This is a genomic window from Cupriavidus sp. KB_39 (genome assembly GCF_052114485.1).
Taxonomy (GTDB): Bacteria; Pseudomonadota; Gammaproteobacteria; order Burkholderiales; family Burkholderiaceae; genus Cupriavidus.
On record NZ_JBFREV010000030.1, the window covers coordinates 41,281 to 68,149 of the forward strand.

26 protein-coding genes are annotated in these 26,869 nt (G+C 65.1%); 18 read left to right on the forward strand and 8 right to left on the reverse strand.

The annotated features are described in order from the left end of the window. Nucleotides 1–2: 2 nt before the first annotated feature. Both AB4Z27_RS20830 and ppsR read right to left on the reverse strand, forming a co-directional pair. Complete coding sequence (locus tag AB4Z27_RS20830) at nt 3–485, reverse strand: hypothetical protein (protein WP_092297655.1); 483 nt, start codon at nt 483–485, stop codon at nt 3–5. 78 nt (nt 486–563) lie between these two features. Beyond that, nucleotides 564–1,499 carry a posphoenolpyruvate synthetase regulatory kinase/phosphorylase PpsR gene (gene ppsR, locus AB4Z27_RS20835; RefSeq protein ID WP_255370907.1) on the reverse strand — a complete coding sequence of 312 codons (936 nt, stop codon included), beginning with the start codon at nt 1,497–1,499 and terminating at the stop codon, nt 564–566. Between the two features lie 246 nt (nt 1,500–1,745). Between ppsR and ppsA the strand changes: the two genes are divergently transcribed. From ppsA to AB4Z27_RS20850, 3 genes are all read left to right on the forward strand, one after another. Then, entirely contained in the window at nt 1,746–4,130 is a 2,385-nt protein-coding gene (gene ppsA / locus AB4Z27_RS20840; RefSeq protein ID WP_092297658.1) for a phosphoenolpyruvate synthase, read from the forward strand. Between the two features lie 152 nt (nt 4,131–4,282). After that, nucleotides 4,283–4,708 (forward strand): NfeD family protein, encoded by a 426-nt coding sequence (locus tag AB4Z27_RS20845; protein ID WP_441590811.1) that lies wholly within the window; start codon nt 4,283–4,285, stop codon nt 4,706–4,708. A 57-nt stretch (nt 4,709–4,765) separates the two neighbouring features. Continuing rightward, nucleotides 4,766–5,695 carry an SPFH domain-containing protein gene (locus AB4Z27_RS20850; protein WP_092297664.1) on the forward strand — a complete coding sequence of 310 codons (930 nt, stop codon included), beginning with the start codon at nt 4,766–4,768 and terminating at the stop codon, nt 5,693–5,695. Nucleotides 5,696–5,755: 60 nt separating this feature from the next. Here AB4Z27_RS20850 and smpB read toward each other — a convergent pair whose 3' ends face one another. After that, nucleotides 5,756–6,208 carry an SsrA-binding protein SmpB gene (gene smpB / locus AB4Z27_RS20855; RefSeq protein ID WP_092297666.1) on the reverse strand — a complete coding sequence of 151 codons (453 nt, stop codon included), beginning with the start codon at nt 6,206–6,208 and terminating at the stop codon, nt 5,756–5,758. Nucleotides 6,209–6,394: 186 nt separating this feature from the next. On the opposite strand from smpB, the gene AB4Z27_RS20860 reads away from it, so the two are divergent. Next, nucleotides 6,395–6,835 (forward strand): type II toxin-antitoxin system RatA family toxin, encoded by a 441-nt coding sequence (locus tag AB4Z27_RS20860; protein WP_092297669.1) that lies wholly within the window; start codon nt 6,395–6,397, stop codon nt 6,833–6,835. Next, nucleotides 6,819–7,178: an RnfH family protein gene (locus tag AB4Z27_RS20865; protein WP_441645146.1), complete on the forward strand. Its 360-nt coding sequence runs from the start codon at nt 6,819–6,821 to the stop codon at nt 7,176–7,178. The genes AB4Z27_RS20860 and AB4Z27_RS20865 overlap by 17 nt, the downstream gene beginning before the upstream one ends. A 35-nt stretch (nt 7,179–7,213) precedes the next feature. On the opposite strand, the gene AB4Z27_RS20870 is transcribed toward AB4Z27_RS20865, so the two are convergent. Both AB4Z27_RS20870 and AB4Z27_RS20875 read right to left on the reverse strand, forming a co-directional pair. Beyond that, nucleotides 7,214–7,774, reverse strand: coding sequence for a DUF4124 domain-containing protein (locus tag AB4Z27_RS20870; protein ID WP_441645147.1), 561 nt, complete (start codon nt 7,772–7,774; stop codon nt 7,214–7,216). A 105-nt stretch (nt 7,775–7,879) separates the two neighbouring features. Beyond that, nucleotides 7,880–8,839 (reverse strand): DMT family transporter, encoded by a 960-nt coding sequence (locus AB4Z27_RS20875; protein WP_092297678.1) that lies wholly within the window; start codon nt 8,837–8,839, stop codon nt 7,880–7,882. A 115-nt stretch (nt 8,840–8,954) separates the two neighbouring features. Here AB4Z27_RS20875 and guaB point away from each other — a divergent pair, with 115 nt between their 5' ends. The 6 genes from guaB (at nt 8,955) to AB4Z27_RS20905 (ending at nt 17,022) form a co-directional block, all read left to right on the forward strand. Beyond that, nucleotides 8,955–10,418 (forward strand): IMP dehydrogenase, encoded by a 1,464-nt coding sequence (gene guaB, locus AB4Z27_RS20880; RefSeq protein ID WP_441590818.1) that lies wholly within the window; start codon nt 8,955–8,957, stop codon nt 10,416–10,418. 107 nt (nt 10,419–10,525) lie between these two features. Beyond that, the gene (locus AB4Z27_RS20885; RefSeq protein ID WP_092297684.1) at nt 10,526–11,203 is read left to right on the forward strand and encodes a hypothetical protein; all 678 of its coding nucleotides are present in this window, start codon (nt 10,526–10,528) and stop codon (nt 11,201–11,203) included. Further along, nucleotides 11,178–12,797, forward strand: coding sequence for a glutamine-hydrolyzing GMP synthase (guaA, locus tag AB4Z27_RS20890; protein WP_441590820.1), 1,620 nt, complete (start codon nt 11,178–11,180; stop codon nt 12,795–12,797). The genes AB4Z27_RS20885 and guaA overlap by 26 nt, the downstream gene beginning before the upstream one ends. Before the next feature lie 304 nt (nt 12,798–13,101). After that, on the forward strand, nt 13,102–15,201 hold the full coding sequence (locus tag AB4Z27_RS20895; protein WP_441645154.1) for a TonB-dependent siderophore receptor: 2,100 nt from the start codon (nt 13,102–13,104) through the stop codon (nt 15,199–15,201). 142 nt (nt 15,202–15,343) lie between these two features. Next, nucleotides 15,344–16,387 (forward strand): endonuclease/exonuclease/phosphatase family protein, encoded by a 1,044-nt coding sequence (locus AB4Z27_RS20900; protein WP_092297693.1) that lies wholly within the window; start codon nt 15,344–15,346, stop codon nt 16,385–16,387. A 128-nt stretch (nt 16,388–16,515) separates the two neighbouring features. Then, nucleotides 16,516–17,022 (forward strand): DUF1993 domain-containing protein, encoded by a 507-nt coding sequence (locus AB4Z27_RS20905; RefSeq protein ID WP_092297696.1) that lies wholly within the window; start codon nt 16,516–16,518, stop codon nt 17,020–17,022. Nucleotides 17,023–17,029: 7 nt separating this feature from the next. Here the strand turns inward: AB4Z27_RS20905 and dkgB are convergent, their stop codons facing one another. Continuing rightward, on the reverse strand, nt 17,030–17,830 hold the full coding sequence (gene dkgB / locus AB4Z27_RS20910; RefSeq protein WP_441645148.1) for a 2,5-didehydrogluconate reductase DkgB: 801 nt from the start codon (nt 17,828–17,830) through the stop codon (nt 17,030–17,032). Nucleotides 17,831–17,864: 34 nt separating this feature from the next. Continuing rightward, nucleotides 17,865–19,073: an MFS transporter gene (locus tag AB4Z27_RS20915; protein WP_092297947.1), complete on the reverse strand. Its 1,209-nt coding sequence runs from the start codon at nt 19,071–19,073 to the stop codon at nt 17,865–17,867. Between the two features lie 105 nt (nt 19,074–19,178). Between AB4Z27_RS20915 and AB4Z27_RS20920 the strand changes: the two genes are divergently transcribed. The 6 genes from AB4Z27_RS20920 (at nt 19,179) to AB4Z27_RS20945 (ending at nt 24,610) form a co-directional block, all read left to right on the forward strand. Next, nucleotides 19,179–20,066, forward strand: a complete 888-nt coding sequence (locus AB4Z27_RS20920; RefSeq protein WP_441645149.1) for a LysR substrate-binding domain-containing protein — start codon at nt 19,179–19,181, stop codon at nt 20,064–20,066. Between the two features lie 75 nt (nt 20,067–20,141). Further along, nucleotides 20,142–20,786, forward strand: a complete 645-nt coding sequence (queE, locus tag AB4Z27_RS20925) for a 7-carboxy-7-deazaguanine synthase (protein WP_441645150.1) — start codon at nt 20,142–20,144, stop codon at nt 20,784–20,786. A 3-nt stretch (nt 20,787–20,789) separates the two neighbouring features. Then, nucleotides 20,790–21,266: a 6-pyruvoyl trahydropterin synthase family protein gene (locus AB4Z27_RS20930; protein WP_092297707.1), complete on the forward strand. Its 477-nt coding sequence runs from the start codon at nt 20,790–20,792 to the stop codon at nt 21,264–21,266. A 9-nt stretch (nt 21,267–21,275) separates the two neighbouring features. Beyond that, nucleotides 21,276–21,827, forward strand: coding sequence for a tRNA adenosine(34) deaminase TadA (tadA, locus tag AB4Z27_RS20935; RefSeq protein ID WP_092297710.1), 552 nt, complete (start codon nt 21,276–21,278; stop codon nt 21,825–21,827). Further along, nucleotides 21,824–22,747 carry a muramoyltetrapeptide carboxypeptidase gene (ldcA, locus tag AB4Z27_RS20940; RefSeq protein WP_092297713.1) on the forward strand — a complete coding sequence of 308 codons (924 nt, stop codon included), beginning with the start codon at nt 21,824–21,826 and terminating at the stop codon, nt 22,745–22,747. Before tadA ends, ldcA begins: the two co-directional genes overlap by 4 nt. Before the next feature lie 240 nt (nt 22,748–22,987). Then, nucleotides 22,988–24,610, forward strand: coding sequence for an ABC-F family ATPase (locus AB4Z27_RS20945; RefSeq protein WP_092297716.1), 1,623 nt, complete (start codon nt 22,988–22,990; stop codon nt 24,608–24,610). A 39-nt stretch (nt 24,611–24,649) separates the two neighbouring features. On the opposite strand, the gene AB4Z27_RS20950 is transcribed toward AB4Z27_RS20945, so the two are convergent. Continuing rightward, nucleotides 24,650–25,267, reverse strand: a complete 618-nt coding sequence (locus AB4Z27_RS20950; protein WP_092297719.1) for a hypothetical protein — start codon at nt 25,265–25,267, stop codon at nt 24,650–24,652. 147 nt (nt 25,268–25,414) lie between these two features. On the opposite strand from AB4Z27_RS20950, the gene AB4Z27_RS20955 reads away from it, so the two are divergent. Continuing rightward, the gene (locus AB4Z27_RS20955) at nt 25,415–26,845 is read left to right on the forward strand and encodes an aldehyde dehydrogenase family protein (RefSeq protein WP_441645151.1); all 1,431 of its coding nucleotides are present in this window, start codon (nt 25,415–25,417) and stop codon (nt 26,843–26,845) included. Nucleotides 26,846–26,869: the final 24 nt, after the last annotated feature.

Consider the following 26,869-nt stretch of genomic DNA (forward strand, 5'->3'; position numbering starts at 1 on the left):
CATCAGGAGTTCGGCTGGCGAGTGGCCGGCAACCGCCGCGCGCCGCTGTACATCCCGATGTGCTCGGCGATCCTGTCGATCTTGCCTTCCAGTCGCGCCAATCCCCGCTCGTGCCGGTCTTCCATGCGATCCATCCGGGCTTCCGATTTGTCCATCCGTGCGTCCAGCTTGTCGAACCGCTCGTTGACCTGGCCGAACTGATACAGGACCGCCGATTCGAACCGATCCAACCGTTGGCTATGGGCTTCTTGCTGGGCGTGAATGGCCTTAAGCTCGCCATCAATGGCGGCACGCGTGTGCCGGGCGCTCAGCTCGATGATGCCGAAAATTCCCCCGAGCGATGCGACAACGGCTGCGAAGATGACGCTGGCGATGCGCATGCCAAGCGTGTGCCGCACGGGCGGCGGGGGCGGGCGATCGCGCTGGCGGCGCCCGTCATTGCCGGGAGGGGGTAGGAAGGAGTGGCCAGCAACCATGGTGGTCATATTTCCTCGCAGTGAGTGATTGACCATCCGATGGTGACCCCGTAGCGCCTCCAGCGCTACGGGACGATTCTCAAAATCTCAATAGTTGTCGCGGTCGATCTTGATTTCCTGGAGGATTGTCGTGGCAATCTCCTCGATCGACTTGTGCGTCGAACTGAGCCACTTGATGCCTTCGCGGCGCATCATGGCCTCGGCCTCGTTGACCTCGTAGCGGCAGTTCTCCAGTGCCGCGTATTTGCTGCCCGGGCGCCGTTCGTTGCGGATCTCGGTGAGACGCTGCGGGTCGATCGAGAGCCCGAAGATCTTGGGCTTGAACGCGTAGAGCGCCGACGGCAGGCGGCCGCGCTCGAAATCGTCCGGGATCAGCGGATAGTTCGCGGCCTTCAGCCCGTATTGCATGGCCAGGTACAGGCTCGTCGGCGTCTTGCCGCTGCGCGACACGCCGACCAGGATCACGTCGGCTTCTTCCAGGTTCTTGTGCGACTGGCCGTCGTCGTGGGCCAGCGAGAAGTTGATCGCCTCGATCCGGTTCTTGTAGGCCTCGGTGTCCGCATTCTGGTGGAAGCGGCCGATTGCATGTGTGGACTTGAGGCCCAGCTCCTTTTCCAGCGGCTCGATGAAGGTCTGGAACATGTCCAGGATCATCGCCTTGGCGCGCCGCAGGGCCTTGTTAGCCTCGGCATTGACCAGCGTGGTGAACACGATGGGCGGCACGCCCTCGTTATAGAACGCCTCGTTGATCTTGCCGACGGCCACGTGTGCCTTTTCCGGCGTGTCCACGAACGGCATCCGCACCTTGCGGAAGCGCATTTCGAACTGGGCCAGAATGGAGTGGCTGAAGGTCTCGGCCGTGATCCCGGTGCCATCCGACACAATAAAAACCGTACGGATGGCAGGGCGATCGCCAGTGCTGGCAGTGGCCGGGGGCGACGCGGCGGGAGAGGTGGCAGGGCTTGCCGCCGTGCCGGGCGCAGGCGCCTGTTGGGGCGCATCAGGCGCTTCGGGAAGGGACATGTCTGGTCAATTTTTGAGGCTGCCACGCGAAAGTGCGGTGCGGCACGGTAGAATAGCGGCGATCTTTTGGCTAAGCAATTCCGTACGCGCCGGTGCAGCAACGATCTGCGGCACGATTGTCGACAATGTGCGCCGCAGCATCCGCACGCGCTCCGGAATGGTTTAGCCAAGCGATCCGCCGGGAACAGAACCCCAACAACATACCGGTCGGTGACACCGATTTCTTACTTTGTTTTTGAGGCTTTTATGACTAACCAGGCAGATAACGGCGCCTATGTGCTGCCGTTCGAGCAGTTGCGCATGCATGACGTGGAAACCGTCGGCGGCAAGAACTCTTCGCTGGGGGAGATGATCTCCCAGYTGGCAGAGGCTGGCGTCCGTGTTCCCGGCGGTTTTGCTACCACCTCGCTCGCGTTCCGCGACTTCCTGCAACACAACGACCTGACCGCCCGCATTTCGGATCGCCTGAAGACGCTCGACGTCGATGACGTGAAGGCCCTGGCGGAAGCCGGCGCCGAGATCCGCGGCTGGGTTGCCGCCGCTCCGTTCCAGCCGCGCCTGGAACAGGAGATCCGCGAATTCTATGCCCGCGTGTCGGCCCGTGAAGGCGCCGAGGCATCGTTCGCCGTCCGTTCCTCGGCCACGGCCGAAGACCTGCCGGACGCCTCGTTCGCCGGCCAGCAGGAGTCGTACCTCAACGTCAGCGGCATCGACGACGTGCTCGACAAGATCAAGCACGTGTTCGCCTCGCTCTACAACGACCGCGCCATCTCGTACCGCGTGCACAAGGGCTTTGCCCACGATGTCGTGGCACTGTCCGCCGGCGTGCAGCGCATGGTCCGTTCGGACCTCGCGGCGTCGGGCGTGATGTTCACCATCGACACCGAATCGGGCTTCCCCGACGTGGTCTTCATCACGTCGAGCTATGGCCTCGGCGAGACCGTGGTGCAAGGCGCCGTGAACCCGGACGAGTTCTACGTCTTCAAGCCGACCCTAGAGCTGAACAAGTACCCGATCATCCGCCGCTCGATTGGCTCGAAGCTGATCAAGATGGAATTCACGGGCCCGGGTGAAGCCGGCCGCGTGAAGACCGTCGATGTGGCGCCCGAACTGCGTAACCGCTACTCGATCACCGACGCCGATGTGTCGGAGCTGGCCAAGTACGCGATGATCATCGAGAAGCACTATGCCCGCCCGATGGACATCGAGTGGGGCAAGGACGGCAAGGACGGCAAGATCTACATCCTCCAGGCGCGCCCGGAGACGGTGAAGAGCCAGTCCGCCGGCAAGGCCGAGCTGCGCTTCAAGCTGAAAGGCACGGCGCCCGTGCTGACCAGCGGTCGCGCCATCGGCCAGAAGATTGGTACCGGCCCGGTCCGCGTGATYAACGAYCCGTCCGAGATGGAACGCGTGCAGCCGGGYGACGTGCTGGTGGCAGACATGACCGACCCGAACTGGGAGCCGGTGATGAAGCGTGCCTCGGCCATCGTSACCAACCGTGGCGGCCGTACCTGCCACGCGGCCATCATTGCCCGTGAACTGGGCGTGCCGGCCGTGGTCGGCTGCGGCGATGCGACCGATCTGCTGAAGGACGGCACGCTGGTGACGGTGTCGTGCGCCGAAGGCGACGAAGGCCGCATCTACGACGGCCTGCTCGAGACCGAGATCACCGAGGTCCAGCGCGGCGAGATGCCTGAGATCGAAACCAAGATCATGATGAACGTGGGCAATCCGCAGCTCGCGTTCGACTTCGCGCAGATCCCGAACCACGGTGTGGGCCTGGCCCGCCTCGAGTTCATCATCAACAACAACATTGGCGTTCACCCGAAGGCCATCCTCGACTATCCGCAGGTCGATGCCGACCTGAAGAAGGCCGTGGAATCGGTGGCCCGTGGCCACGCCAGCCCGCGCGCGTTCTACGTCGACAAGCTGGCGGAAGGCATCGCCACGATCGGCGCGGCGTTCTATCCGAAGCCCGTGATCGTGCGCCTGTCCGACTTCAAGTCGAACGAATACAAGAAGCTGATCGGTGGTTCGCGCTACGAGCCGGACGAGGAAAACCCGATGTTGGGCTTCCGTGGCGCGTCGCGCTACATCGCCGAGGACTTCGCCGAAGCGTTCGAGATGGAATGCAAGGCCATGAAGCGCGTGCGCGACGAAATGGGCCTGACGAACGTCGAGATCATGGTGCCGTTCGTGCGCACGCTGGGCCAGGCCAAGAAGGTCATCGAGCTGCTGGCCAAGCACGGCCTGAAGCGCGGCGAAAACGGCCTGCGCATCATCATGATGTGCGAAGTGCCGTCGAACGCGATCCTGGCCGAGGAGTTCCTGGAGTTCTTCGATGGGTTCTCGATCGGCTCGAACGACCTGACGCARCTGACGCTGGGTCTGGACCGCGATTCCGGCATGGAGCTGCTGGCCAAGGACTTCGACGAGCGCGATCCCGCTGTGATCTTCATGCTGCAGCGCGCCATTTCCACGGCGCTRCGCCTCGACAAGTACGTCGGTATCTGCGGTCAGGGCCCTTCGGACCATCCGGATTTCGCGCTGTGGCTCGCCAAGGAAGGCATCAAGTCGATCTCGCTGAATCCTGATTCGGTGGTCGAAACCTGGAAGCAACTGGCTTCGTAAGGCATTTGGCGTCACAATAGCGATAACTCATCCAAAGCGGTGCCCGGCTGAACCCGGGACGCCGCGTGGCACCGGCCCTGCGGCAGGTGTTGCAACAGCCCCCGCAGGCGCCTATGGCGCGGCGGGGGTTTTTTATTGGGAAAAGGAGCGGGATGTCGTCTTACTACATATGGTTCGCCGCGGCAGTGGTGCTGGTGATTGCCGAGATGGCGACGGGCACCTTCTATCTGCTGATGATCGCCGTGGGCGTGGCGGCCGGTGGTGTGGCCGCGCTTGCCGGCCTCGGTGTACCGGCGCAAACGGTCACGGCRGCCCTGGTAGCCATCGCGTGTATCGCGGCCTTGCGCCGCACACGCTATGGCACGCTGCGTCGGGGTACGGCATCGACGGATCCCGATGTAAACCTCGATATCGGCCAGGAACTCGATGTCTCCGCCTGGGACCCGAATGGGCGTGCCCGCGTGCCGTATCGCGGCGCTGACTGGAGCGTGGAGCTGGCGCCGAACACCGAGCCGCTTCCGGGTCGCTTCCGCATTGTCGAGGTGCGGGGTACCACGCTGATCGTCTCGCCGCGCTGATTCCTGCGCGGCACCCATCCAATGACTAGCAGTTTTCCTATTTGACGGGAGTTGTACATGCTTGCCTACCAGCTCGGGCTGTTTCCACTGATTCTGCTCATCGCGGCCATCGTGCTGATTGCCAAGGGCATCAAGATCGTGCCGCAGCAGCACGCATGGGTGCTTGAGCGTCTGGGGCGCTACCACGCCACGCTGACGCCCGGCCTGACGATCGTGGTGCCGTTCGTGGATCGCGTGGCCTACAAGCACATCCTCAAGGAGATTCCGCTCGATGTGCCGAGCCAGGTCTGCATCACGAAGGACAACACACAGCTGCAGGTGGATGGCGTGCTGTACTTCCAGGTGACGGATCCGATGAAGGCGTCTTATGGCTCGAGCAACTTCGTGGTCGCGATCACGCAGCTGTCGCAGACCACGCTGCGGTCGGTGATCGGCAAGCTGGAACTGGACAAGACCTTCGAGGAGCGCGAGTACATCAACCACAGCGTGGTCAATGCGCTCGACGAAGCCGCCGCCAACTGGGGCGTGAAGGTACTGCGCTACGAAATCAAGGACCTGACGCCGCCGAAGGAGATCCTGCATGCGATGCAGGCCCAGATCACGGCCGAGCGCGAGAAGCGGGCGCTGATCGCGGCTTCCGAAGGCAAGCGGCAGGAGCAGATCAATCTGGCCTCCGGCGCCCGTGAGGCGGCGATCCAGAAGTCCGAGGGCGAGCGGCAGGCGGCGATCAACAGGGCCCAGGGYGACGCGTCGGCGATCCTGGCCGTGGCCGAAGCCAACGCGCAGGCCATCGAAAAGATCGGCCACGCGATTCGGGGCGAGGGCGGCGCGGAAGCCGTCAACCTCAAGGTGGCCGAGGAATACGTTGCCGCGTTTGGCAACCTCGCCAAGCAGGGCAACACCCTGATCGTGCCGGGCAACCTTGGCGAAATGAGTTCGATGATCGCCTCGGCACTGCAAATCGTGAAAACCCAGCAGAAGACCTGAGCGACGCGCACTGACGCGGCATCGCCAGACAAGAACGGAGGCCATGGCCTCCGTTTTTTCTTATTCCTTGTTATCGCTCTTCATCAGGCGCGCCTTTTCGCGCTGCCAGTCCCGATTTTTCTCGGTTTCGCGCTTGTCGAACTGCTTCTTGCCCTTGCCGAGGCCGATTTCGCACTTCACGCGGCCGCGCGTGTAGTGCAGGTTCAACGGCACGAGCGTATAGCCGCGCTGCTCGACCTTGCCGATCAGCTTCTTGATCTCGTCCGCCTTGAGCAGCAGCTTGCGCGTGCGCACGGGGTCCGGCGTCACGTGCGTGGAGGCGCTCTGCAGCGGGCTGATATGGGCGCCGATYAGGTACATCTCGGCGTTGCGCACCACGACGTAGCCTTCCTTGATCTGCACACGGTTGGCCCGGATGGCCTTGACTTCCCAGCCCTCCAGCACAATCCCGGCTTCGTAGCGTTCTTCGATGAAGTAGTCGAAAAAGGCTTTCTTGTTATCAGCGATGGTCATGCGTACGTGGTGGATTCCTGAGCAAGGCTGCCGCGCTGCGGCAAAGAGGGGAGCGACCGTTGTGGCGTCATCGAGGGGCGCCATGTGCGCCGGGGATGCCGTCGACCCGCGTGTCGGCTAAAATCGGGATTCTAGCAAACCCGCCCCGTTCGGGCCCAGCCCCTGGCGGCGCCCGCATCCGATTACATGGCAGACGTCCATAAATCCGTCCTGCTTGGCTTTTCGGCCGAGCAGATGTATGACCTGGTCACCCGCGTGGAGGACTATCCCAAGTTCCTGCCATGGTGTGGTGGCGTCGAGATCTTCGAGAACACCGAGACGCTGCTCGACGCGAAGATCCATATCCATTTCAACGGCATCAAGCAGTATTTCCATACCCGGAACGTGCAGGAGCGTCCTACACGCATTGATATGACGTTCGCGGACGGTCCTTTCAAGACCTTCAATGGCTCCTGGCGCTTTACGCCGCTGCGCGCCGACGCCTGCAAGATCGAATTTCACCTCCATTACGAGTTTTCGAGCTTCATCCTCGAGAAAATCATCGGTCCCGTGTTCAGCATGATTGCCAATACGTTCGTCGATGCCTTCGTCAAGCGCGCCGAGGTGGTGTATGCCAACAACGGCTGATCCTGGCGCCATGGTGCGGCTCTCGGTCTGCTACGCCAAGCCTGAGGCGGTGTTCCTGAAGGAAGTCTCGGTGCCGGCTGGCACGAGCGTCGAGGGGGCGATTCGCGCCAGCGGCCTGACCGAGGCGTATCCCGAAGTGGACCCGACGACGGCACGGGTCGGCATCTACGGCAAGCTCAAGGCCGTGGAAACACTGGTTCGGGAGGGAGATCGGGTAGAGGTCTACCGGCCGCTGACCGCCGATCCCAAGCAGGCACGCCGCAAGCGCGTGCAGAAGACCCGGGCTACCGGGACGCGCGAGGGCCTGAAATGGCTGCGCGGCGGGGGCGGGCAGGGGAGTTGACTGGGCGGGCGGCCTATCCGGCGCCCCCCCCTGCCTCAGCTGCAGTGCTGGGCCATCGACTGGCTGACCTTGTCGAGTTCGGCGGCGCGTTCATCGCCGTTCAGGCGGTGCGCGGCGCCATCCGGGCCGGCCTTCGAGATGCGCATGCCTTCGCGCAGCCCCGTRGCGTARTTCGACATCTCTTCGCAGCGCGTCTGGCGGGCCAGTTGTTCACGTTCCTTGGTGGCGGCTTCCAGGTCGGCCTTGAGGCGCTCCTCGCGGCGCTCGCGGAAGGCCTGATCGGGATCGGTGTCGRCGGCGGGCTTGTCCTTGGCCCGCGCGCTGACCTGGCGGGCCCGGGGCGCGTCGCCCGCGGGGGCCTTGGCGTCAGCTTGACCATCGGCCTTCGCGGCGGTTTCGGCTTCCACCGGGCGATAGGCGCCTGCCGCGCGGCCGGGTGCCATGACGATGGCGCGGTCCGGCACGGCGGGCGGCGGCGGTACATCGCTATAAACCATGCGGCCGGTGCCGTCCTTCCACTGCCATTGGGAAAAGGCCGTGGCGGGCACGGCGAGACTGGCGGCAACAAGCAGGTACAGCGCGGTCGAACGGTTCATGGCAAGAGTGTCTGTGGCGTCTGGGCGGAAAAATGCCAGGTTGGCGATGAAAACCGGACGGTAGGAGGGTTGACAACCATGTGACCCCCGCGTCATGCCGGTAGTCTACGCAGACTTGTCCGTGGCGTGCAAGCGCACGGACCAGGCCACCCCGACGATCAGCAGGGCGACGGCGGCCAACTCCAGCGGCCGTGGCCAGCGGTGATCGAACACAAACCCGTATGCCAGCGCGAACAGCGTCTCAAAAACGATCATTTGCCCCGAAAGCGTCAGGGGTAGGCGGCGACTAGCGATGTTCCAGAGGTTGTTGCCAATTAGCGACGCCCCGAGCGCCACGGCGGCGTTGACCGTCCAGAACCACTGCCATTCGCGCCCGCTGCCCGGGGCGGTCAGCGCGTCGCCGGCCACGAGCCAGCCGATGCCRGCCAGCACCACGGAAACCAGCCCGGTAGATAGCCCGTACAGGGCCGACCACTCGTTCCCGCTGTAATGCGGATGGCGCTGGAGGTAGCGCGCGTTGTCCACGGCGTAGAGCGTCCAGCAGACCAGCGCGCCCGCCGCGCAGGCCACGCCAGCCAGTTTCTGCCACGCCGGGCGGGCCAGGGCGTCCACCGCCGCGCCATGCGCACCGCCGCCCCCGGCAAACAGGTCGATATTGATGCTGGCGATGCCGGCCGCCACCACCAGCAGCGGCCAGACCAGCCGCGAGAGCGGCACAGCGCCGTGGTCGCGGCGGCCCATGATCGTGATGGAAACCGGCAGGATGCCGATGATCAGCGAGGTCGGCCCGACTCCGGCCAGTTGCACGCCAAACGCCAGCAGTACGTAATAGAGCAGGTTCCCGGTGAACGCCTGGCGCAGCAAGGCGACGCAATCGCCCCGAGTTAGCTTTTTTGCGAGGCGCCGCATCAGCGGCAGCGCCGCCACGAAGGCGACCAGCCCATAGGCCAGGTAGCGGCCAATGGCGAGTTCCCAGGGCGAAAACGCCGGCAGCAGCTTCGGCGCGATGAACACCATGCCCCAGAACGCGCCGGCCAGCAGCCCGCACAAAACGCCGATGCCCATCGGACTCCTGTTGTGATCTGTGGAAGGGAGGCCGAGAATAGCAAGGGGGATGCAAGAACGCATCAGCAAATCCTGCATTCCTGTATAATCTGCTTTTGCGCCTAGAGGATTTGCTATGCGTCTTGTCCAGAAAGCACTCACATTCGATGACGTGCTGCTTGTACCGGCCTATTCGGCCGTCCTGCCCCGGGATGTTTCCCTCCGCACCCGCCTGACCCGTTCAATCGAACTGAACATTCCGCTCGTGTCCGCCGCCATGGATACCGTGACGGAAGCCCGGCTTGCCATTGCGATGGCTCAGGCCGGCGGCATCGGCATTGTCCACAAGAACCTGAAACCGGCCGACCAGGCGCGTGAAGTGGCGCGCGTGAAGCGGTACGAATCGGGTGTGCTGCGTGATCCGATCACCATTTCGCCGGACATGAAGATCCGCGATGTGATCGCGCTGTCGCAGCACCATGGCATTTCCGGCTTCCCCGTGCTCGAAGGCAAGACCGTCGTCGGCATCATCACCAATCGCGACCTGCGCTTCGAGGAAGAACTCGACGCCCCGGTGCGCGCCAAGATGACCCCGCGCGAGAAACTCGTCACCGTGGCCGAAGGCGCGCCGCTGGAGGAAGCCAAGCGCCTGATGAACCGTCACCGCCTGGAGCGCGTGCTGGTGGTCAATAGCGCATTCGAGCTGCGCGGCCTGATCACCGTGAARGACATCCAGAAGGCCGTGGACAACCCGCTGGCCAGCAAGGACGATCACGGCCAGCTGCGCGTCGGCGCCGCCGTGGGCGTGGGTCCGGACAACGACGAACGCGTGGAACTGCTGGTCAAGGCCGGCGTGGACGTGATTGTGGTGGATACCGCGCATGGCCACAGCCAGGGCGTGCTGGACCGTGTGCGCTGGGTCAAGCAGAACTTCCCGCAGGTGCAGGTCGTGGGCGGCAACATCGCCACCGGCGCGGCCGCGCTGGCGCTGGTCGAGCATGGCGCGGACGGCGTGAAGGTGGGCATCGGCCCCGGTTCGATCTGCACCACGCGGATCGTGGCCGGCGTGGGCGTGCCCCAGATCACCGCTGTTTCCAACGTGGCCGAGGCGCTCAAGGGCACCGGCGTGCCGCTGATCGCCGATGGCGGCGTCCGTTATTCGGGCGATGTGGCCAAGGCCCTGGCGGCCGGCGCGCACACCGTGATGATGGGCGGCATGTTCTCGGGTACCGAGGAAGCGCCGGGCGAAGTGTTCCTGTATCAGGGCCGCTCGTTCAAGAGCTATCGCGGCATGGGTTCCGTGGGCGCGATGAAGGACGGCGCCGCCGACCGCTACTTCCAGGAAGACAACACCGCCAACGTCGACAAGCTCGTGCCGGAAGGTATCGAGGGCCGGGTCCCCTACAAGGGCTCGGTCATGGCGATCATCCACCAGCTGACCGGTGGCGTGCGTGCGTCGATGGGCTACTGCGGCAGTAGCTCCATCGCCACCTGGCACGAGACGGCCGAGTTCATGCAGATCACGGCCGCCGGCATGCGCGAATCGCACGTCCACGATGTGCAGATCACCAAGGAAGCGCCGAACTACCATATCGACTGATCACGATATGGCCCGCCCGACCTGGGCATCACGGCCGCGCTGGCAACGTCGAGGTTGACGAGGCCGCGCGGCCGCGACGCAAGAAGCATCAGGAAATAGGAGCGCCCATGAAAGTACTATTGCGAGCCGTGCTGTTCTTCGACGCCTTGCTAGACCTGCTGCTCGGCATCCTGCTGCTGATGTCGCCGTTCACGACGCTGTATGCCGCACTCCAGTTGCCGCAGCCGCAGCCGGCCATGTTCGGCCAGCTGCTCGGCGTGGCGATGATCGGCATGGCGTGGCTGCTGTTCCAGGCTGCCATTAACGGCCAGCTGACCGTGCCCGTGGCACGCACGGTGGGCCAGGTGAACCTGGTGAGCGCTGTGCTGATCGTGGCGTGGACGCTGTTCCTGGACATGCCCGTACAGGGCGCCGGCAAGGTCTGGCTGCTGACGCTGGCCGCTGTCATGCTGTTCTTCGCCGTGGTGCAGATGCCCGCCGCGAAGCGCGTGCGCCTGCGCGAGCGGGAGCAACTGGCCCAGCGCGAAGCCGAACTGCGCGCCGCCCGGCATGGCGATGGCCCCGTGTACTACCCCGGCACGCCGGTCGATGCCGTCGACCCCGCCGACCCGCACCAACAACCCGGCGCCGCCAACCCGGCACGCCCGCATGGATCCCCCGAATACCGGCGCGAACCGGTCATCACCCCGCCACCCGGCTACGGCCCAGGCACCGAGGTCATGCCCGAACCCGAGCCGGAAGCTCTGCCAAACGCCCATCATGCACGACAAAATCCTCATCCTTGATTTCGGCTCGCAGGTCACGCAGCTGATTGCCCGCCGCGTTCGCGAGGCGCACGTCTACTGCGAGATCCATCCTAACGATGTGACCGACGAATTCGTCCGCGAGTACGCGCCGAAGGCGGTCATCCTGTCCGGCAGCCACGCCAGCACCTACGAAGACCACCAGCTGCGCGCGCCGCAGGCCGTGTGGGACCTCGGCGTGCCGGTGCTGGGCATCTGCTACGGCATGCAGACCATGGCCGTGCAGCTGGGCGGCAAGGTGGAGTGGAGCGATCATCGCGAATTCGGCTACGCCGAGGTGCGCGCCCATGGGCATACCAAGCTGCTCGATGGCGTCGAGGATTTCTCGACGCCCGAAGGCCACGGCATGCTCAAGGTCTGGATGAGCCATGGCGACAAGGTGGCCGAACTGCCGGCGGGCTTCAAGCTGATGGCGTCCACGCCGAGCTGCCCGATCGCCGGCATGGCCGACGAGGCGCGCGGCTACTACGCAGTGCAGTTCCACCCGGAAGTCACCCATACGGCGAAGGGCCGCGAGATGCTTGAGCGCTTCGTGCTCAAGATCGCCGGCGCCAAGGCCGACTGGGTGATGCGCGACCACATCGCCGAAGCCGTGGCCAAGATCCGCGAACAGGTGGGTGACGAGGAAGTCATTCTGGGCCTGTCCGGCGGCGTGGATTCGTCGGTGGCGGCGGCGCTGATCCATCGCGCCATCGGTGACCAGCTGACCTGCGTGTTCGTCGACCACGGCCTGCTGCGCCTGGACGAAGGCAAGATGGTCATGGAGATGTTCGCGGGCCGGCTGCACGCCAAGGTGGTCCATATCGACGCCTCGGAGCAGTTCCTGGGCCATCTGGCCGGCGTGACGGACCCCGAGCAGAAGCGCAAGATCATCGGCCGCGAGTTCGTCGAAGTCTTCCAGGCCGAGGCCAAGAAGCTGTCCAACGCCAAGTGGCTGGCGCAGGGCACGATCTACCCGGACGTGGTGGAATCGGGCGGCACCAAGACCAAGAAGGCGACCACGATCAAGAGCCACCACAACGTCGGCGGCCTGCCCGAGACGCTGGGCCTGAAGCTGCTGGAGCCGCTGCGCGACCTGTTCAAGGACGAAGTGCGCGAGCTGGGCGTGGCGCTGGGCCTGCCGCCCGAGATGGTGTACCGCCATCCGTTCCCGGGCCCGGGCCTTGGCGTGCGGATTCTGGGCGAGGTCAAGCGCGACTACGCCGAGCTGCTGCGCCGCGCGGACGCCATCTTCATCGAGGAACTGCGCAAGACCATCGCCACGGAGCAAGACGCCGCGGCGGGCCTGTGCGAGCCGCAGCAGGTGGGCAAGAGCTGGTACGACCTGACCAGCCAGGCCTTCGCGGTGTTCCTGCCGGTGAAGTCCGTGGGCGTGATGGGCGATGGCCGCACGTACGACTACGTGGTGGCCCTGCGCGCGGTGCAAACCACGGACTTCATGACCGCTCACTGGGCGCACCTGCCGTATGCGCTGCTCGGCCGCTGCTCGAACCGCATCATCAACGAGGTGCGTGGCCTGAATCGRGTGGTGTACGACGTCTCGGGCAAGCCGCCGGCGACGATCGAGTGGGAATAAACCCAGGCCCTTCGGGGCCTGCGGAGCAGTGACGTATCAACGGCCGGGGCSCATCGCCCCGGCCGTTTTYTTTTCGGGATCCCCAAACGAGACAGCCAATAGCAGTGTGGTGCGTGCGCGACGCCTGACAATCAAACCGGCGATAAATGTATCGAGACCATTACATGACATTACAATGGCAAAAGAAATGCGAGTCATTYGCATTATCATTTCCCATCAGTAGAGAGATCTTGCAATGTCTGTATGCGCCCGGCGCCGCGTTCGCGGCTCGCACGCCCTCCGCCTGACCACCTTTGCCTTGAGCATGCAAGCCGCCAGCGTCACGCTGGCCCAGGAGCAGGCACCTGCTCCCGCCCACCAGGAGTTGCCGACGATCACCGTCCGAGGCAGCAGTCTCCCCGAATCGCCGACCGGCCCGGTACACGGCTTCGTGGCGAAACAAGCCGTGACCGCCACCAAGACCGACACGCCGATCATGGAAACGCCGCAGTCGATCACCGTCATCACGCGCGACCGGATCGAACTCACGGGCGCCCAGTCGGTGGCGCAGGCGGCGGGCTACACGGCCGGCGTCTCGGCGGCGGGGTTCGGCACGGACAACCGCACGGATTCGATCAAGATCCGTGGCACCGATTCCACGCAGTACCTCGACGGGCTGCTCAATGCCGTCGGGTTCTATAACAACACGCGCCCGGATCCATACGCCCTGGAGCGCATCGAGATCCTGAAAGGGCCGTCCGGCATGCTGTACGGCCAGGGCTCGGTGGGCGGCGTGGTCAATCTCGTGTCGAAGCGTCCGCAGGCGGAGGCCGCGCGTGAAATCGGCGTGAGTTTCGGTAATTTCAACCGCAAGCAGATCCAGGCCGACTTCACGGGGCCGATCGATGCCGACGGCAAGTGGCTCTACCGCTTCGTGGCCCTGGCGCGCGAYAGCGATGCCTCGGTGGACTACGTCAAGGACAACCGCTACTACATCGCCCCCTCGCTGACCTATCGSCCGACGTCCGACACCAGCTTCACYYTGCTGGCCAACTTTCAGAAGGACGATACGGGCTCGATGATCGGCTTCTTCCCGTGGCGCGGCACCCAGATCGAGAACCCGGCCGGCCAGATCCCGCAGAGCTTCTTCATCAGCGAGCCCGGCTTCGACAAGTACACGGCCGAGCAGCACGCCGTGGGCTACCAGTTCGAGCACAAGWTCAACGATACCTTCACGGTGCGCCAGAACCTGCGCTATTCGCACAGCACGGTTGACTACCGCAGCATCTACACGGCCGGCTACACCGGCGCCACGCATGGATGGGTGCCCGGCAGCGACACGATGCTGCGCCGCACCATCTACCTGAACCAGCCGACGCTGAACCAGCTGGCCGTCGACACGCAGGTGCAGTCGAAGTTCGGCACCGGCCCCGTGCGCCACACGCTGCTGTCCGGCTTCGACTACCAGAACAACGAGATCACGGGCCGCACCGGCGTGGGTGGCTTTGCCGCGCCGATCAACGTGTTCAATCCGGTCTACGGCAACTACCAGGCGCCCACATCCACGCGCGACCTGGCACCGGCCAAGCAGATCCAGACCGGCGCCTACCTGCAGGACCAGATCGAATGGAACAAATGGCTGCTGATGCTGGGCCTGCGCTACGACTGGTCGCGCGCGGCGCAGGACAACACGCCGGCGGGGTCGCGTGACGACAACGAGCTGACCAAGCGCTTCGGCCTGATGTACCGCTCGGACTTCGGCCTGAACCCGTACGTCAGCTATGCCGAATCGTTCCAGGGCCAGGCCGGCTTCAATGTGGACGGGGGCGCGTTCAAGCCGCTGCGCGGCAAGCAGTGGGAAGTGGGCGTCAAGTACCAGCCGCCCGGCAAGAACATGACGCTGACCGCCTCGCTGTTCGATATGCGCGAAGAAAACCGCAAGGTGGCCGGTGTGGTCAACGGCCTGCCCGGCACGGTGCAGGTGGGCGAGGCGCGCACGCGCGGGGCGGAACTGGAGGCGCTGGTGTCGCTGGGCCGGCTGGACCTGATCGCCACGTACACCTACCTGGACGCCAAGGTCATCGAAGGCACGGCCGCCGAGCAGGGCCAGCGGCTGGCGAGCATCCCGGCGAACATGGCGTCGCTGTGGGCCAACTACCGCTTCAGCCTGTTCGACATGCCGGGCTTTGTGRCCGGGGCGGGTGTGCGCTACAACGGTCCGTCCTATGACGGCACTGGCAACAACCGCGTGGGCGGCTTCACGCTGTTCGATGCCGTGCTCGCCTACGATCACGGCCCGATCCGCGTGTCGCTGAACATGAACAACCTGTTCAACAAGCAGTACGTCAACACCTGTATCGCACGCGGTGATTGCTTCTTCGGCACGCAGCGCACGATCATCGGCAATGTGACCTACCGCTTCTGATCGCCCAATCAGGAATRCGAACGCCGGCTGCCCAAGGGYAGCCGGYGTTTTTTTTGACCCTCGTCAGACAATTCCCAGGATCGACCAGAACTGACTTAGTCTGCTATGACAATGCGTCTCACCATCCACCCCGGAGTGACACATGCCGTATTACGCAGGGTTGAAACAGATCGAGGACGCGGAGATCCGCAAGCGGACCATCGACGGGCTGAAACGCCTGCGGCCCGCGCTGGCCGGCGCCATTCCCGCGCGCACCGCCACCCGCACGCTGCTGCTGGCCACCTGGAATATCCGCGAGTTCGACTCGGGCAAGTACGGCTACCGGGACGACGAGCCGTATTACTACATCGCCGAAATCCTGAGCCGCTTCGACCTGATCGCGATCCAGGAGGTGCGCAGCGGGCTCTATCCGCTCCAGCGGCTGCAACGGATATTGGGTAGCTGGTGGGATTTCCTCGTGACGGACGTGACGCTGGGCACCTCGGGCAACGCCGAGCGCATGGCCTACCTGTACGACCGGCGCAAGGTCTCGTTCACCGGGCTGGCCGCCGAGCTGGTGCTGGCGAAGGAAAAGGGCGCGCCCGAGGAGCCGGTGCAGATGGCGCGCTCGCCTTATATCGCGGGCTTCCGCGCCGGCTGGGCCTACCTGACGCTGGCGACGGTCCACATCTACTATGGCAAGAGCGTGGCCGTGGACCCGCGCCGGCTGGCCGAGATCACGGCGTTCGCCCGCACGCTGGCCAAAAACGCGGGAAAGCTCTCCAGCGCCCCGCAATACGCGCCCGGCACGCCGCCGGAGGCGGATAACCTGATCGTGCTGGGCGACTTCAACATCTTCAACCGCAACGACGTGACCATGGAGGCCATGACCCGGGCCGGATTCGCGGTGCCGGACGCCCTGCAGGCCGTGCCGGGCTCCAACGTCGACAAGAACAAGCATTACGACCAGATTGCCTACCTCAGCAAGCTGGCGCACCTGGCGCCCACCGGCCAGGCCGGCGTGTTCGATTTCTACGAGCACGTCTACCGGCTCGAGGACGAGCCCGCTTATGCGCGGCAGCGGGCCGCCAAGCCGGGGCGCGGCTTCAAGGAGTGGCGCACCTACCGGATGAGCGACCATCTGCCGATGTGGGTCGAATTCGGCATCGACGATGGCGACGCCTATCTCGACGGGCTGCTGGCGTAACCGCACGGGCCRCCCGGGGTGCCCGGGGTGCCTTCAGCAAGCCGGGCCGATTCGATCTATCCTCCGGTCTGCAGCACAGACGGCGGCACCGCCGCGCACCCCCACGACACCGCACCCAAGGAGCCCAAATGGCCCTCTCGATGTATGACGTTTCGATCCCGGCGTTCATCCGCGCGCTGAACAACCTGTCGGCGATTCTTGAAAAAGGCGCCGCCCACGCCAAGGCGCAGGGGATCGATGAATCCGAGCTGATTCAGACGCGTCTGATTGCCGACATGGACGCGCTGCCCGCCCAGGTGCAGCGCGCCAGCGATGCCGCCAAGGGCTGCGCYGCCCGGCTGGCCGGGATCGAGATTCCGTCCTATGCCGATACCGAGGCGACGTTCCCCGAGTTGCAGGAGCGCATCGCCAAGACCATCGGCTTCCTGAAGTCGATCCGTCCCGAACAGCTGGAAGGCAGCGAGACGCGCACCGTGGAACTCAAGCTCCGCAACGGCCCGGTCACCTTCGACGGCAAGAGCTACCTGCTGGGCTTTGCGCTGCCGAACTTCTACTTCCACGTGACCACCGCCTACGACCTGCTGCGCCACAAGGGCGTGCAGATCGGCAAGCTGGACTACCTCGGCGCGCGGTAAGCCGCCGTTAATCCCATTGCGGCGCGAAGCCGGGGTTGGCCAGCCGCTCGCCCCGGTCCAGCGCGGCAATCTCGGCCATCTCGCCCGCCGTCAGCGTGATCCGCGCCGCGCCAAGATTGCTCTCAAGGTTGGCGCGCCGGGTGGACGACGGAATCACCGCATAGCCCTGTTGCATCAGCCACGCCAGCGCCACCTGCGCCGGCGTGGCGTCACGCACGGCGGCAATCCGCCGTAGCACCGCATCCTCCATCACCTTGCCGTAGGCCAGCGGCATGTAGGCCGTCAGATGGATCCCCTGTTCGCGCATGAACGCCGCCACCTTGCGGTTCTGCAGGAAGGGATGCAGTTCGATCTGGTTCGTGGCGATGGCCGGCGCGCCAACGGCGTCGATGGCCTGCTTCAGATGCCCGATCGTGAAATTCGACACGCCAATCGCGCGCGTCAGCCCGGCGGCCTGGGCCTGCGCCAGCGCCTCCATATACTCGGCCACCGGCAGCGCGTTGCCCGGTGACGGCCAGTGGATCAGCGTCAGATCGACCCGATCGAGCTTCAGTTTCTCAAGACTCGTCTCAAGGCTGGCGCGCAGGGCGTCGCGGCCCAGGTGCTCGGTCCAGATCTTGGTCGTCACGAACAGGTCGTCGCGCGGCACGCCGCTGGCGGCAATCGCGCTGCCCACTTCGGCCTCGTTGCCGTAGATCTGGGCCGTGTCGATGTGGCGATAACCCACCTCCAGCCCCATCGTCACGGAATCGATGACCTGCTGGTCCTTGAGTCGGAAGGTGCCAAGGCCAAGTTGCGGAATCTGCATGAATTTCTCCGATGAAAGGAAGGTTGGCGAACAATCAGTGAGACATCGCCCCGGCCGGCACATTGCCCGCACGGTGATCGATGCCGGCGGCGCGGTCCAGCCGGCCACTCCATTCGGTCAGGCCCAGCGCCACGAGCACCACCAGCGCGCCGATCCACGGCGTATGCATCAGCCCCAGATGCTGGACGATCAGCCCGCCCGCCCAGGCCGCCCCGGCAATGCCGAGGTTGAACGCGGCGATGTTGAGGCCGGACGCCACGTCCACGGCCTGCGGCGTATGGCGCTCCGCCTGCTTCACCACGTAGACCTGCAGGCCCGGCACGTTGCCGAAGGCGACCGCGCCCCAGGCCAGCACCGTGGCCACCACCAGCCAGCGGTGCGGCGCGGTGAAGGTCAGCACGAACAGCACGGCGGCAAGTAGGAGAAATACGATGCGCAGCGCCGGAATCGGGCCATGCCGGTCCGCCAGCCGGCCGCCCCAGATATTGCCCACCGCCACGGAGACGCCATACACCAGCATCACCAGGCCCACGGCGCCGGCGCTGAAGCCCGAGACGTCCTGCAGGATCGGGGCGAGGAAAGTGAACGGAATGAACGATCCGCCGTAGCCGATGGCCGTCTTCGCGTAGACCAGCAGCAGCCGCGGCTCGGCCAGCACCCGCGCCTGCTGCAGCAGCGAGGCAGGCGGCGAATGGCGGATCTGCGAGGGCACGAACAGCAGGCTGCCGATAAAGGCGACCACGCCGAGGCCGGACACGGCCAGGAAGGTCTCGCGCCAGCCAAAGTGCTGGCCGATGAAGGTACCGAGCGGCACGCCGGTCACCAGCGCCACGGTCAGCCCGGTAAACATGATGGCGATGGCGCTCGCGGCACGCTCCTTCGGCACCAGGCCGGTGGCGATGGTCGAGCCGATCGAGAAGAACACGCCATGCGCAAGGCCGGTGAGGATGCGCGCCATGATCAGCGATTCATAGCTCGGCGCCTTCCACGCGAGCAGGTTGCCGGCCGTGAACAGCGCCATCAGCGAGAGCAGCAGCAGCTTGCGCGGCAGGCGGCCGGTGAGGGCGGTCAGCACCGGCGCGCCCACGGCCACGCCCAGCGCGTACAGGCTCACCAACAGGCCGGCGGAGGGTACCGAGATATGCAAATCCGCCGCGATGGTCGGAATCAGGCCGACGATGACGAATTCCGTCGTCCCGATGGCAAAGGCGCTGATCGTCAGCGCGAGCAAGGCAATAGGCATGTCGAACATCCTCAAGCAGGGTTTTTTCGATGGACGCAGTGTGCCGCGTGCTTTCTTGCAGAAAAACCCCGTGATCAGCCAAAGATATTTGACTAAAATTCAAGGATGAAGCTGACGCTCGAAGAATTGCTCGCCTTTGCGACCGTGGTGGATAGCGGCTCGATCACCGCCGCTGCGGAGCAACTCGACCAGACCGTCTCCGGGGTCAGCCGGGCGCTGTCCCGGCTGGAGGAGAAGCTGGAAACCACGCTGCTGCGCCGGACCACKCGGCGGCTGGAACTGACCGAGGAGGGCGCGGCGATGCTCGCCCACGCGCGCCAGATCCTGGCGGCGGCCGATCTGGCCGAGGAGCAGATGGCGGTGCGGCGCCAGCGSCCGGCAGGGCGGCTGCGGGTGAACGCGGCGTCCCCGTTCATGCTCCACGTGGTGGTGCCGCTGGTCGGCGCCTTCCGCGCAGCCTACCCGGAAATCGAACTCGAACTGAACACGAACGATCAGATCATCGATCTGCTCGAACATCGCACCGATGTGGCGATCCGTATCGGCACGCTGCGCGATTCCACGCTGCACGCGCGGCCGTTGGGCAGCAACCGCATCCGCGTGCTGGCCAGTCCGGACTACCTGAAGGCGCGTGGCACCCCGGCCGTCGTGGACGAGCTTGCCGATCACACYTTGCTTGGCTTTACCCAGCCGGAGTCGCTGAATCGCTGGCCGCTGCGCGGGGAAAATGGTGCGGAAGTGGAKATTCGTCCACAAATCTCGGCATCGAGCGGCGAGACCCTGCGGCAACTGGCATTAGCCGGGCAGGGYATCGTCAGTCTGGCCGATTTCATGACCGATGCGGACCGGCGCGCGGGCCGGCTGGTGCAGGTGCTGGAGGCCAGCACGATCGAGGTCCGGCAGCCGATCCACGCCGTTTATTACCTCAACACGCAGCTTTCGGCGCGTATCGCCGTGTTCCTGGACTTCCTGCAGGAACGGCTGGCGCCGTAGGCGGGGCGGGGTGTGTCTTAGCGAAAACCCTAGTCCCTTGCTATACTAATGGGTTGCTCGTCGCTACCCCACACAATGACTTACGCCGTCAAGGAAATCTTCTACACGCTGCAGGGCGAAGGCGCCAACGCCGGCCGCGCCGCGGTGTTCTGCCGTTTCTCGGGTTGCAACCTGTGGACCGGCCGCGAAGAAGACCGGGCGCGCGCAGTCTGCCAGTTCTGTGACACCGATTTCGTCGGCACGGACGGCACGCGCGGCGGCAAGTACAAGACCGCCGAGGAACTGGCGGCSGTGGTGGCYTCCGAATGGCCCCAGGGTCCGGGCAGCGCCGGCGGCAAGCCGCTCGTGGTCTGCACCGGCGGCGAGCCGCTGCTCCAGCTGGACGCGCCGCTGATCGACGCGCTGCACGCGCAGGGCTTCGAGATCGCCATCGAGACCAACGGCACGCTGCCCGTGCCGGAMGGCATCGACTGGGTCTGCGTGAGCCCCAAGATGGGCGCGGAACTCGTGGTSACGCGCGGCGACGAACTCAAGGTCGTCATCCCGCAGGACGGCCAGGACTTCGCAGCATATGAACAACTGGATTTCCGCTATTTCATGGTGCAGGCCATGGATGGCCCGCTGGCCCGGCAAAATACGGCCGCGGCGGTGGAATTCTGCCAGCGCCACCCGCGCTGGCGCCTGTCGCTGCAGACCCACAAGCTGCTGGGCATTCGCTGATCCATGACCAAACAAGTCTCCATCACCCGTCGCCTGGAGTTCGATTCCGGCCACCGTATTCCCAGCCATGGCGGCCAGTGCCGCAACATCCATGGCCATCGCTATCGCCTGGACCTGACCCTGTCGGGCGAAGTCCTGCACAAGGAAGGCGCCTCCGACGACGGCATGATCCTCGACTTCGGCGACATCAAGACGCTCGCCAACGAGCATCTGGTGTCGAAATGGGATCACGCCTTCCTGATCTACCGGGGCGACACGGCGCTGCTGAATTTCCTCCAGTCGATGGACAACCACAAGACCGTGGTGCTCGAGTCCATTCCCACGGTGGAGAACCTTGCCCAGGTGGCGTTCGACATCCTCGCGCCTGTGTTCAAGGACTGCTTCGGCCACCATCTGCAACTGACCCGCCTCGTGCTGTTCGAAACGCCGAACTGCTGGGCCGAAGTCAGCGCGCCGGTGCGCCTGCCTGCCCAGGACTGATCCGGGCCGATGTCCGATCCGCTGCCCCAGACCTTCCCCGATCCGGACGCGCGCGACCGCTTCTACATGAGCGCCGCGCTGGAAGAGGCGCGTCTGGCCGAGGCAGCGGGCGAGGTGCCGGTGGGTGCCGTGGTGGTCTGGAACGACAAGATCATCGCGCGCGGCCACAACCTGCCGATCCGCTCGATGGACCCGTCCGCCCACGCCGAAATGCAGGCACTGCGCGCCGCCGCCCAAGTGCTCGGCAACTACCGCATGCCCGAGTGCGAGCTATATGTGACGTTGGAGCCCTGCGCGATGTGCTCGGGCGCCATCCTCCACGCCCGCCTGCGCCACGTGGTCTTCGGCGCGACCGACCCCAAGACCGGCGCGGCCGGCAGCGTGGTGGACCTGTTCGCGCAGGCCACGCTCAACCACCAGACCACGGTGGCCCGGGGCGTGATGGCCGAGGAATGCGGCCAGATGCTGCGTGATTTCTTTGGCGCGCGGCGCCGTGCGCAGAAGTCGGCACGCGTTAAAATCGCGGCTCCAGATTCCGGCGAAGAGAATTCAGGTTCATGAGCGAATCGATCGAAGTCCGTCTGATTGCATCCTCCGGTTATCCGCATGATGTGGCGATTGCGGCACGCGGCTGCGCCTGGCTCAAGCATCACGGCTATCACGTGGGCAATCCCGATGTGCTGGCGCGCCGCTACCAGCGCTTTGGGGGGACGGACGCCGAACGGCTGGCCGACCTGCACGCCATCGGCACCGGCGCCCAGCGTGAACTGACGCTAGCCGTGCGCGGCGGCTACGGGCTCGGGCGGCTGCTCGGCAAGATCGATTTCGCGCGGATTGCCGACCAGGCGCACGCCAGCGGCACGCCCATCGTCGGACATAGCGATTTCACGGGGTTTCAACTGGCCTACCTCGCCGCCACCGGGGGCGTGACGTTTGCCGGCCCGATGCTGCTGGCCGACTTCGGCGCCGAGCCGGTGGACGCGTACATGTGGCAGCACTTCGAGGCCATCCTGCGCGACCCGGCCTACACGGTGACGGTGGAGGCCCCACAGGCGCTGGGCCGGCCCGTGGCCGTGGACGGCACGCTCTGGGGCGGCAACCTCGCCATGCTCTGCAGCCTGCTCGGCACCCCGTACATGCCGAAGATCGATGGCGGCATCCTGTTCATCGAGGACATCAACGAGCCGCCGTACCGCATCGAACGGATGCTGCTGCAACTGGCGCAGGCCGGCGTGCTGGCGCGCCAGCAGGCGCTGGTGCTGGGGGATTTCTCCAATTACCGCACCACGGACTACGACAACGGCTACGACATGGACGCCGTGTTCGACTACGTGCGTGCCGAAGTCGGCATTCCGGTGCTGACCGGCCTGCCGTTCGGCCACTGCCCACGCAAGCTGACGCTGCCGGTGGGTGCCCAGGCCCGGCTAACCGCCCAGGCGGACGGCTTCACGCTGGCCCTGTCCGGCTACCCGACGCTGTAACGGCGTCACACCAGACGTCACATCCCGCCGCGGCTCCGGCAATCGCCCCAGCAATCCCCGCTAACGGCCCGCGAGTGGTAAAATCTCGGGTTATTTCCGCATTTTTGCCAGGTCGGACGCGCTGATGGGCAGGTCTTCCACGCGATCCCCCAGCCTTGGCAAGCCCGGGCCGGCCCGGGCGGCGCAGGCGCCCCGCGCAGCCTCCCTCTACGCACCCATACGCATTCAAAGGTTCCAGACGTGCTTTCTACCGCAAACATCACCATGCAGTTCGGCCCCAAGCCGCTGTTCGAGAACATCACGGTCAAGTTCGGCGAAGGCAACCGCTACGGCCTGATCGGCGCGAACGGCTGCGGCAAGTCCACCTTCATGAAGATTCTCGGCAGCGACCTGGAGCCCTCGTCGGGCCAGGTCATGCTGGAGCCGGGCGTGCGCCTGGGCAAGCTGCGCCAGGACCAGTTCGGCTATGAAGACAACCGCGTGCTGGACGTGGTGATGATGGGCCATACCGAGATGTGGGCTGCCGCGACCGAGCGCGACGCCATCTACGCCAATCCGGAAGCCACGGACGAGGACTACATGAAGGCGGCCGAGCTGGAAGCCCGCTATGCCGAGTTCGACGGCTACACCGCCGAGGCGCGCGCCGGCGAGCTGCTGCTGGGCGTGGGCATTCCCACCGACCAGCACCAGGGCGCGATGAGCGACATCGCTCCCGGCTGGAAGCTGCGTGTGCTGCTGGCGCAGGCGCTGTTCTCGAACCCGGACGTGCTGCTGCTCGACGAACCGACCAATAACCTGGACATCAACACGATCCGCTGGCTGGAAGATGTGCTCAACGAGCGCAATTCCACGATGATCATCATCTCCCACGATCGACATTTCCTGAATTCGGTGTGCACGCACATGGCCGACATGGACTACGGCACGCTGAAGGTCTACCCGGGCAACTACGACGACTATATGGAAGCGTCGATGCAGGCCCGCGAGCGCCAGGTGGCCGCCAACGCGCGCGCCAAGGAGCGCATCACGGAACTGCAGGACTTCGTGCGCCGCTTCTCGGCCAACAAGTCCAAGGCCCGCCAGGCCACGTCGCGCGCGAAGCAGATCGACAAGATCAAGGTGGAAGACATCAAGCCGTCGTCGCGCCAGAACCCGTTCGTCCGCTTCGAGTTCGAGAAGAAGCTGCATAACCTGGCGGTCGAGGTGGAGGGCATCACCAAGACCTACGACCGCAAGATCATCAACAACCTGACGCTGGCGATCCAGGCCGGCGAGCGCGTGGCGATCATCGGTGAAAACGGCGCCGGCAAGACCACGCTGCTGCGCAGCCTGCTGAACAATATCGTCCAGACTGGCGTGCAGCGCGGCGTGGAAGTGGATCGCGGCGAGGTGAAGTGGGCCGAGAACGCCAACGTCGGCTACATGCCGCAGGACACCTACGAAGAATTCCCGGTGGACCGCGACGTGATGGACTGGATGAGCCAGTGGACGCAGGCCGGCGACGACGACCAGTCGCTGCGCGGCACGCTGGGCCGGCTGCTGTTCTCGGCCGACGACATCAAGAAGAACGTCAAGGTGCTGTCCGGTGGCGAGAAGGGCCGCATGATCTGGGGCAAGCTGATGCTGGGCCGCCACAACGTGCTGGCCATGGACGAGCCGACCAACCACATGGACATGGAGTCGATCGAGTCGCTGCAGATCGCCCTGGACAAGTTCACCGGGACCCTGATCTTTGTGTCGCACGACCGCGAACTGATCAACGGCCTGGCCACGCGWGTGATCGAAGTCCGCACGGACGGCAAGATCACCGACTACCTCGGCACGTACGACGAGTACCTGGAGTCGCAGGGTATCGCGGCTTAAGCAGGGAACGCCCCTCTCCTCTGGGGAGGGGCGATGGTTTTACCTGGCGGCCGCCCCCTGCGCCGCCAGCATCGCATCCAGCTGATCAAGAATCGCCCGCGCGGTGATCTCGCCCTTGGCCTTCTGCAAGGCCGCGCCCAGTGCGTCGCGCAACTCGGCCAGTTCGGCCACCGTTCCCGCCTTTTCCACCTTCACCTGCAGGACGTAGCCGCGCAATCCCAGATGATTGCCGATCACATCGGTATAGAAGTGATAGAGCTGCTTGTAGCTGTCCGCGCCGCCTACTGTCACCGGCATAGGTGCGATGGCGGTATCGGCCAGCACGTCATCCAGTCCCTTGCTAAGTGCTGAATACGCCGCAAACAGGTTGGTGTCCGGCGGCCCGGAGCGGGCCGGGCGCTGTGGGGTGGTGCTCGCCGGCGTGGCGAGGGGTTTGGCGGCCTCCGAGGTTTCTGCGACCAGCAGCCCCAGTTCCACCAGCGTATCCAGCGCTTCCTCCCCGACCCCCATCCCGCCCACCTGCGCCAGCAGCGCCGATTTGGGGCGTTCGCCATTCACGATAAGCAGCAGCGCGCGCAGCTTGTGATCGAGCTTGCGGGCACGCGTGCGGATCTCCTCCTGACCTGCCTCCGTCTTCTGAAAGACCGGATCGACCATGTCTCGCTCCTCTTTTCTTTGTTTTCGATCGGCGTCATGCGCCCGGAATCAAACAAAATCCGAGTTGGCATTCCGCTCTACAATGTGAGGCACCCTAAAAGTAACAAAAAATTGCAACCGCCGATTCACCTATTGAGAACTGTGGCCATGCAACAACGAGACAAACTTTTCATCAACGGCAAGTGGATTCAGCCCCATGGCAGCGGGCTGATCGATGTGGTTCATTCCGCCACCGAGGCGGTCATGGGCAAGATTCCCGAGGGCGACGCCCGGGACGCCGAGGACGCCATCGCCGCCGCGCGGGCCGCCTTCGACGGCTGGTCCAACACCCCGCCGGCCGTGCGTGCCGGCTACATCCGCAAGATCGCCGAGGGGCTCAAGGACCGTACCGAGGAACTGGCGCAGCTGATTGCCGCCGAAGTGGGCATGCCGATCAAGCTGGCGCGGGCCATCCAGGTGGGTGGGCCGGTCTATAACTGGGGCCAGGCCGCCTCGCTGCTGGAGCAGTTCCAGTTCGAGGAACAGGTCGGCAATTCGCTGGTGGTGCGCGAGCCCGTGGGCGTAGTGGCCGCCATCACGCCATGGAATTACCCGCTGAACCAGATCACGCTGAAGGTGGCGCCGGCGCTGGCCGCCGGCTGCACGGTGGTGCTCAAGCCGTCCGAGGTGGCGCCGCTGAACGCCTTCGTGCTGGCCGAGGTGATCGAGGCCGCCGGCCTGCCGCCGGGCGTGTTCAACCTCGTCACCGGCTATGGCCCGATCGTGGGCGAAGTGCTGGCGAGCCACCCCGAAGTGGACATGGTGTCGTTCACCGGCAGCACGCGGGCCGGCAAGCGCGTGTCCGAGCTGGCCGCGCAGTCAGTCAAGCGCGTGGCGCTGGAGCTGGGCGGCAAGTCCGCCTCGGTGATCCTGGACGACGCGGACCTGCCGCAGGCCGTCAAGGGCACCATCAACGCCTGCTTCCTGAATTCGGGCCAGACCTGCTCGGCCCATACCCGCATGCTGGTGCCGCGCGCCCGTTATGACGAGGTCAAGGCCATCGCCGCGAAGGTGGTGGAGAACTTCACGCTTGGCGACCCGCTGGTGGAGACCACGCGCCTCGGCCCGCTGATCTCGGCCGTGCAGAAGGAGCGCGTGACGGGCTACATCCGCCGCGGACTGGAGGAGGGCGCCGAGCTGCTGGCTGGCGGCCCCGAGGCACCCGAGGGGCTCGACAAGGGCTTTTTCGTCAAGCCGACGGTGCTCGGGAATGTCGATCCGAAGGCGACCGTGGCGCAGGARGAGATCTTCGGCCCGGTGCTGACCGTGATCTGCTATGACACCGAAGACGATGCCGTGCGCATCGCCAATGACAGCGTCTACGGGCTGGGCGGCGGGGTCTGGTCCGGCGACGAGGCCCGCGCGATCCGCGTGGCGCGCCGCATCCGCACCGGGCAGGTGGACATCAACGGCGGTCCGTTCAACATGAACGCGCCGTTCGGCGGCTTCAAGCAGTCCGGCAACGGGCGCGAGGCTGGCAAGTACGGACTCGAGGAATTCCTCGAATACAAGTCGCTGCAGCTGAAGAAGCCCGCCTGACGGGCGCTTCCTGGCGTTGCATCG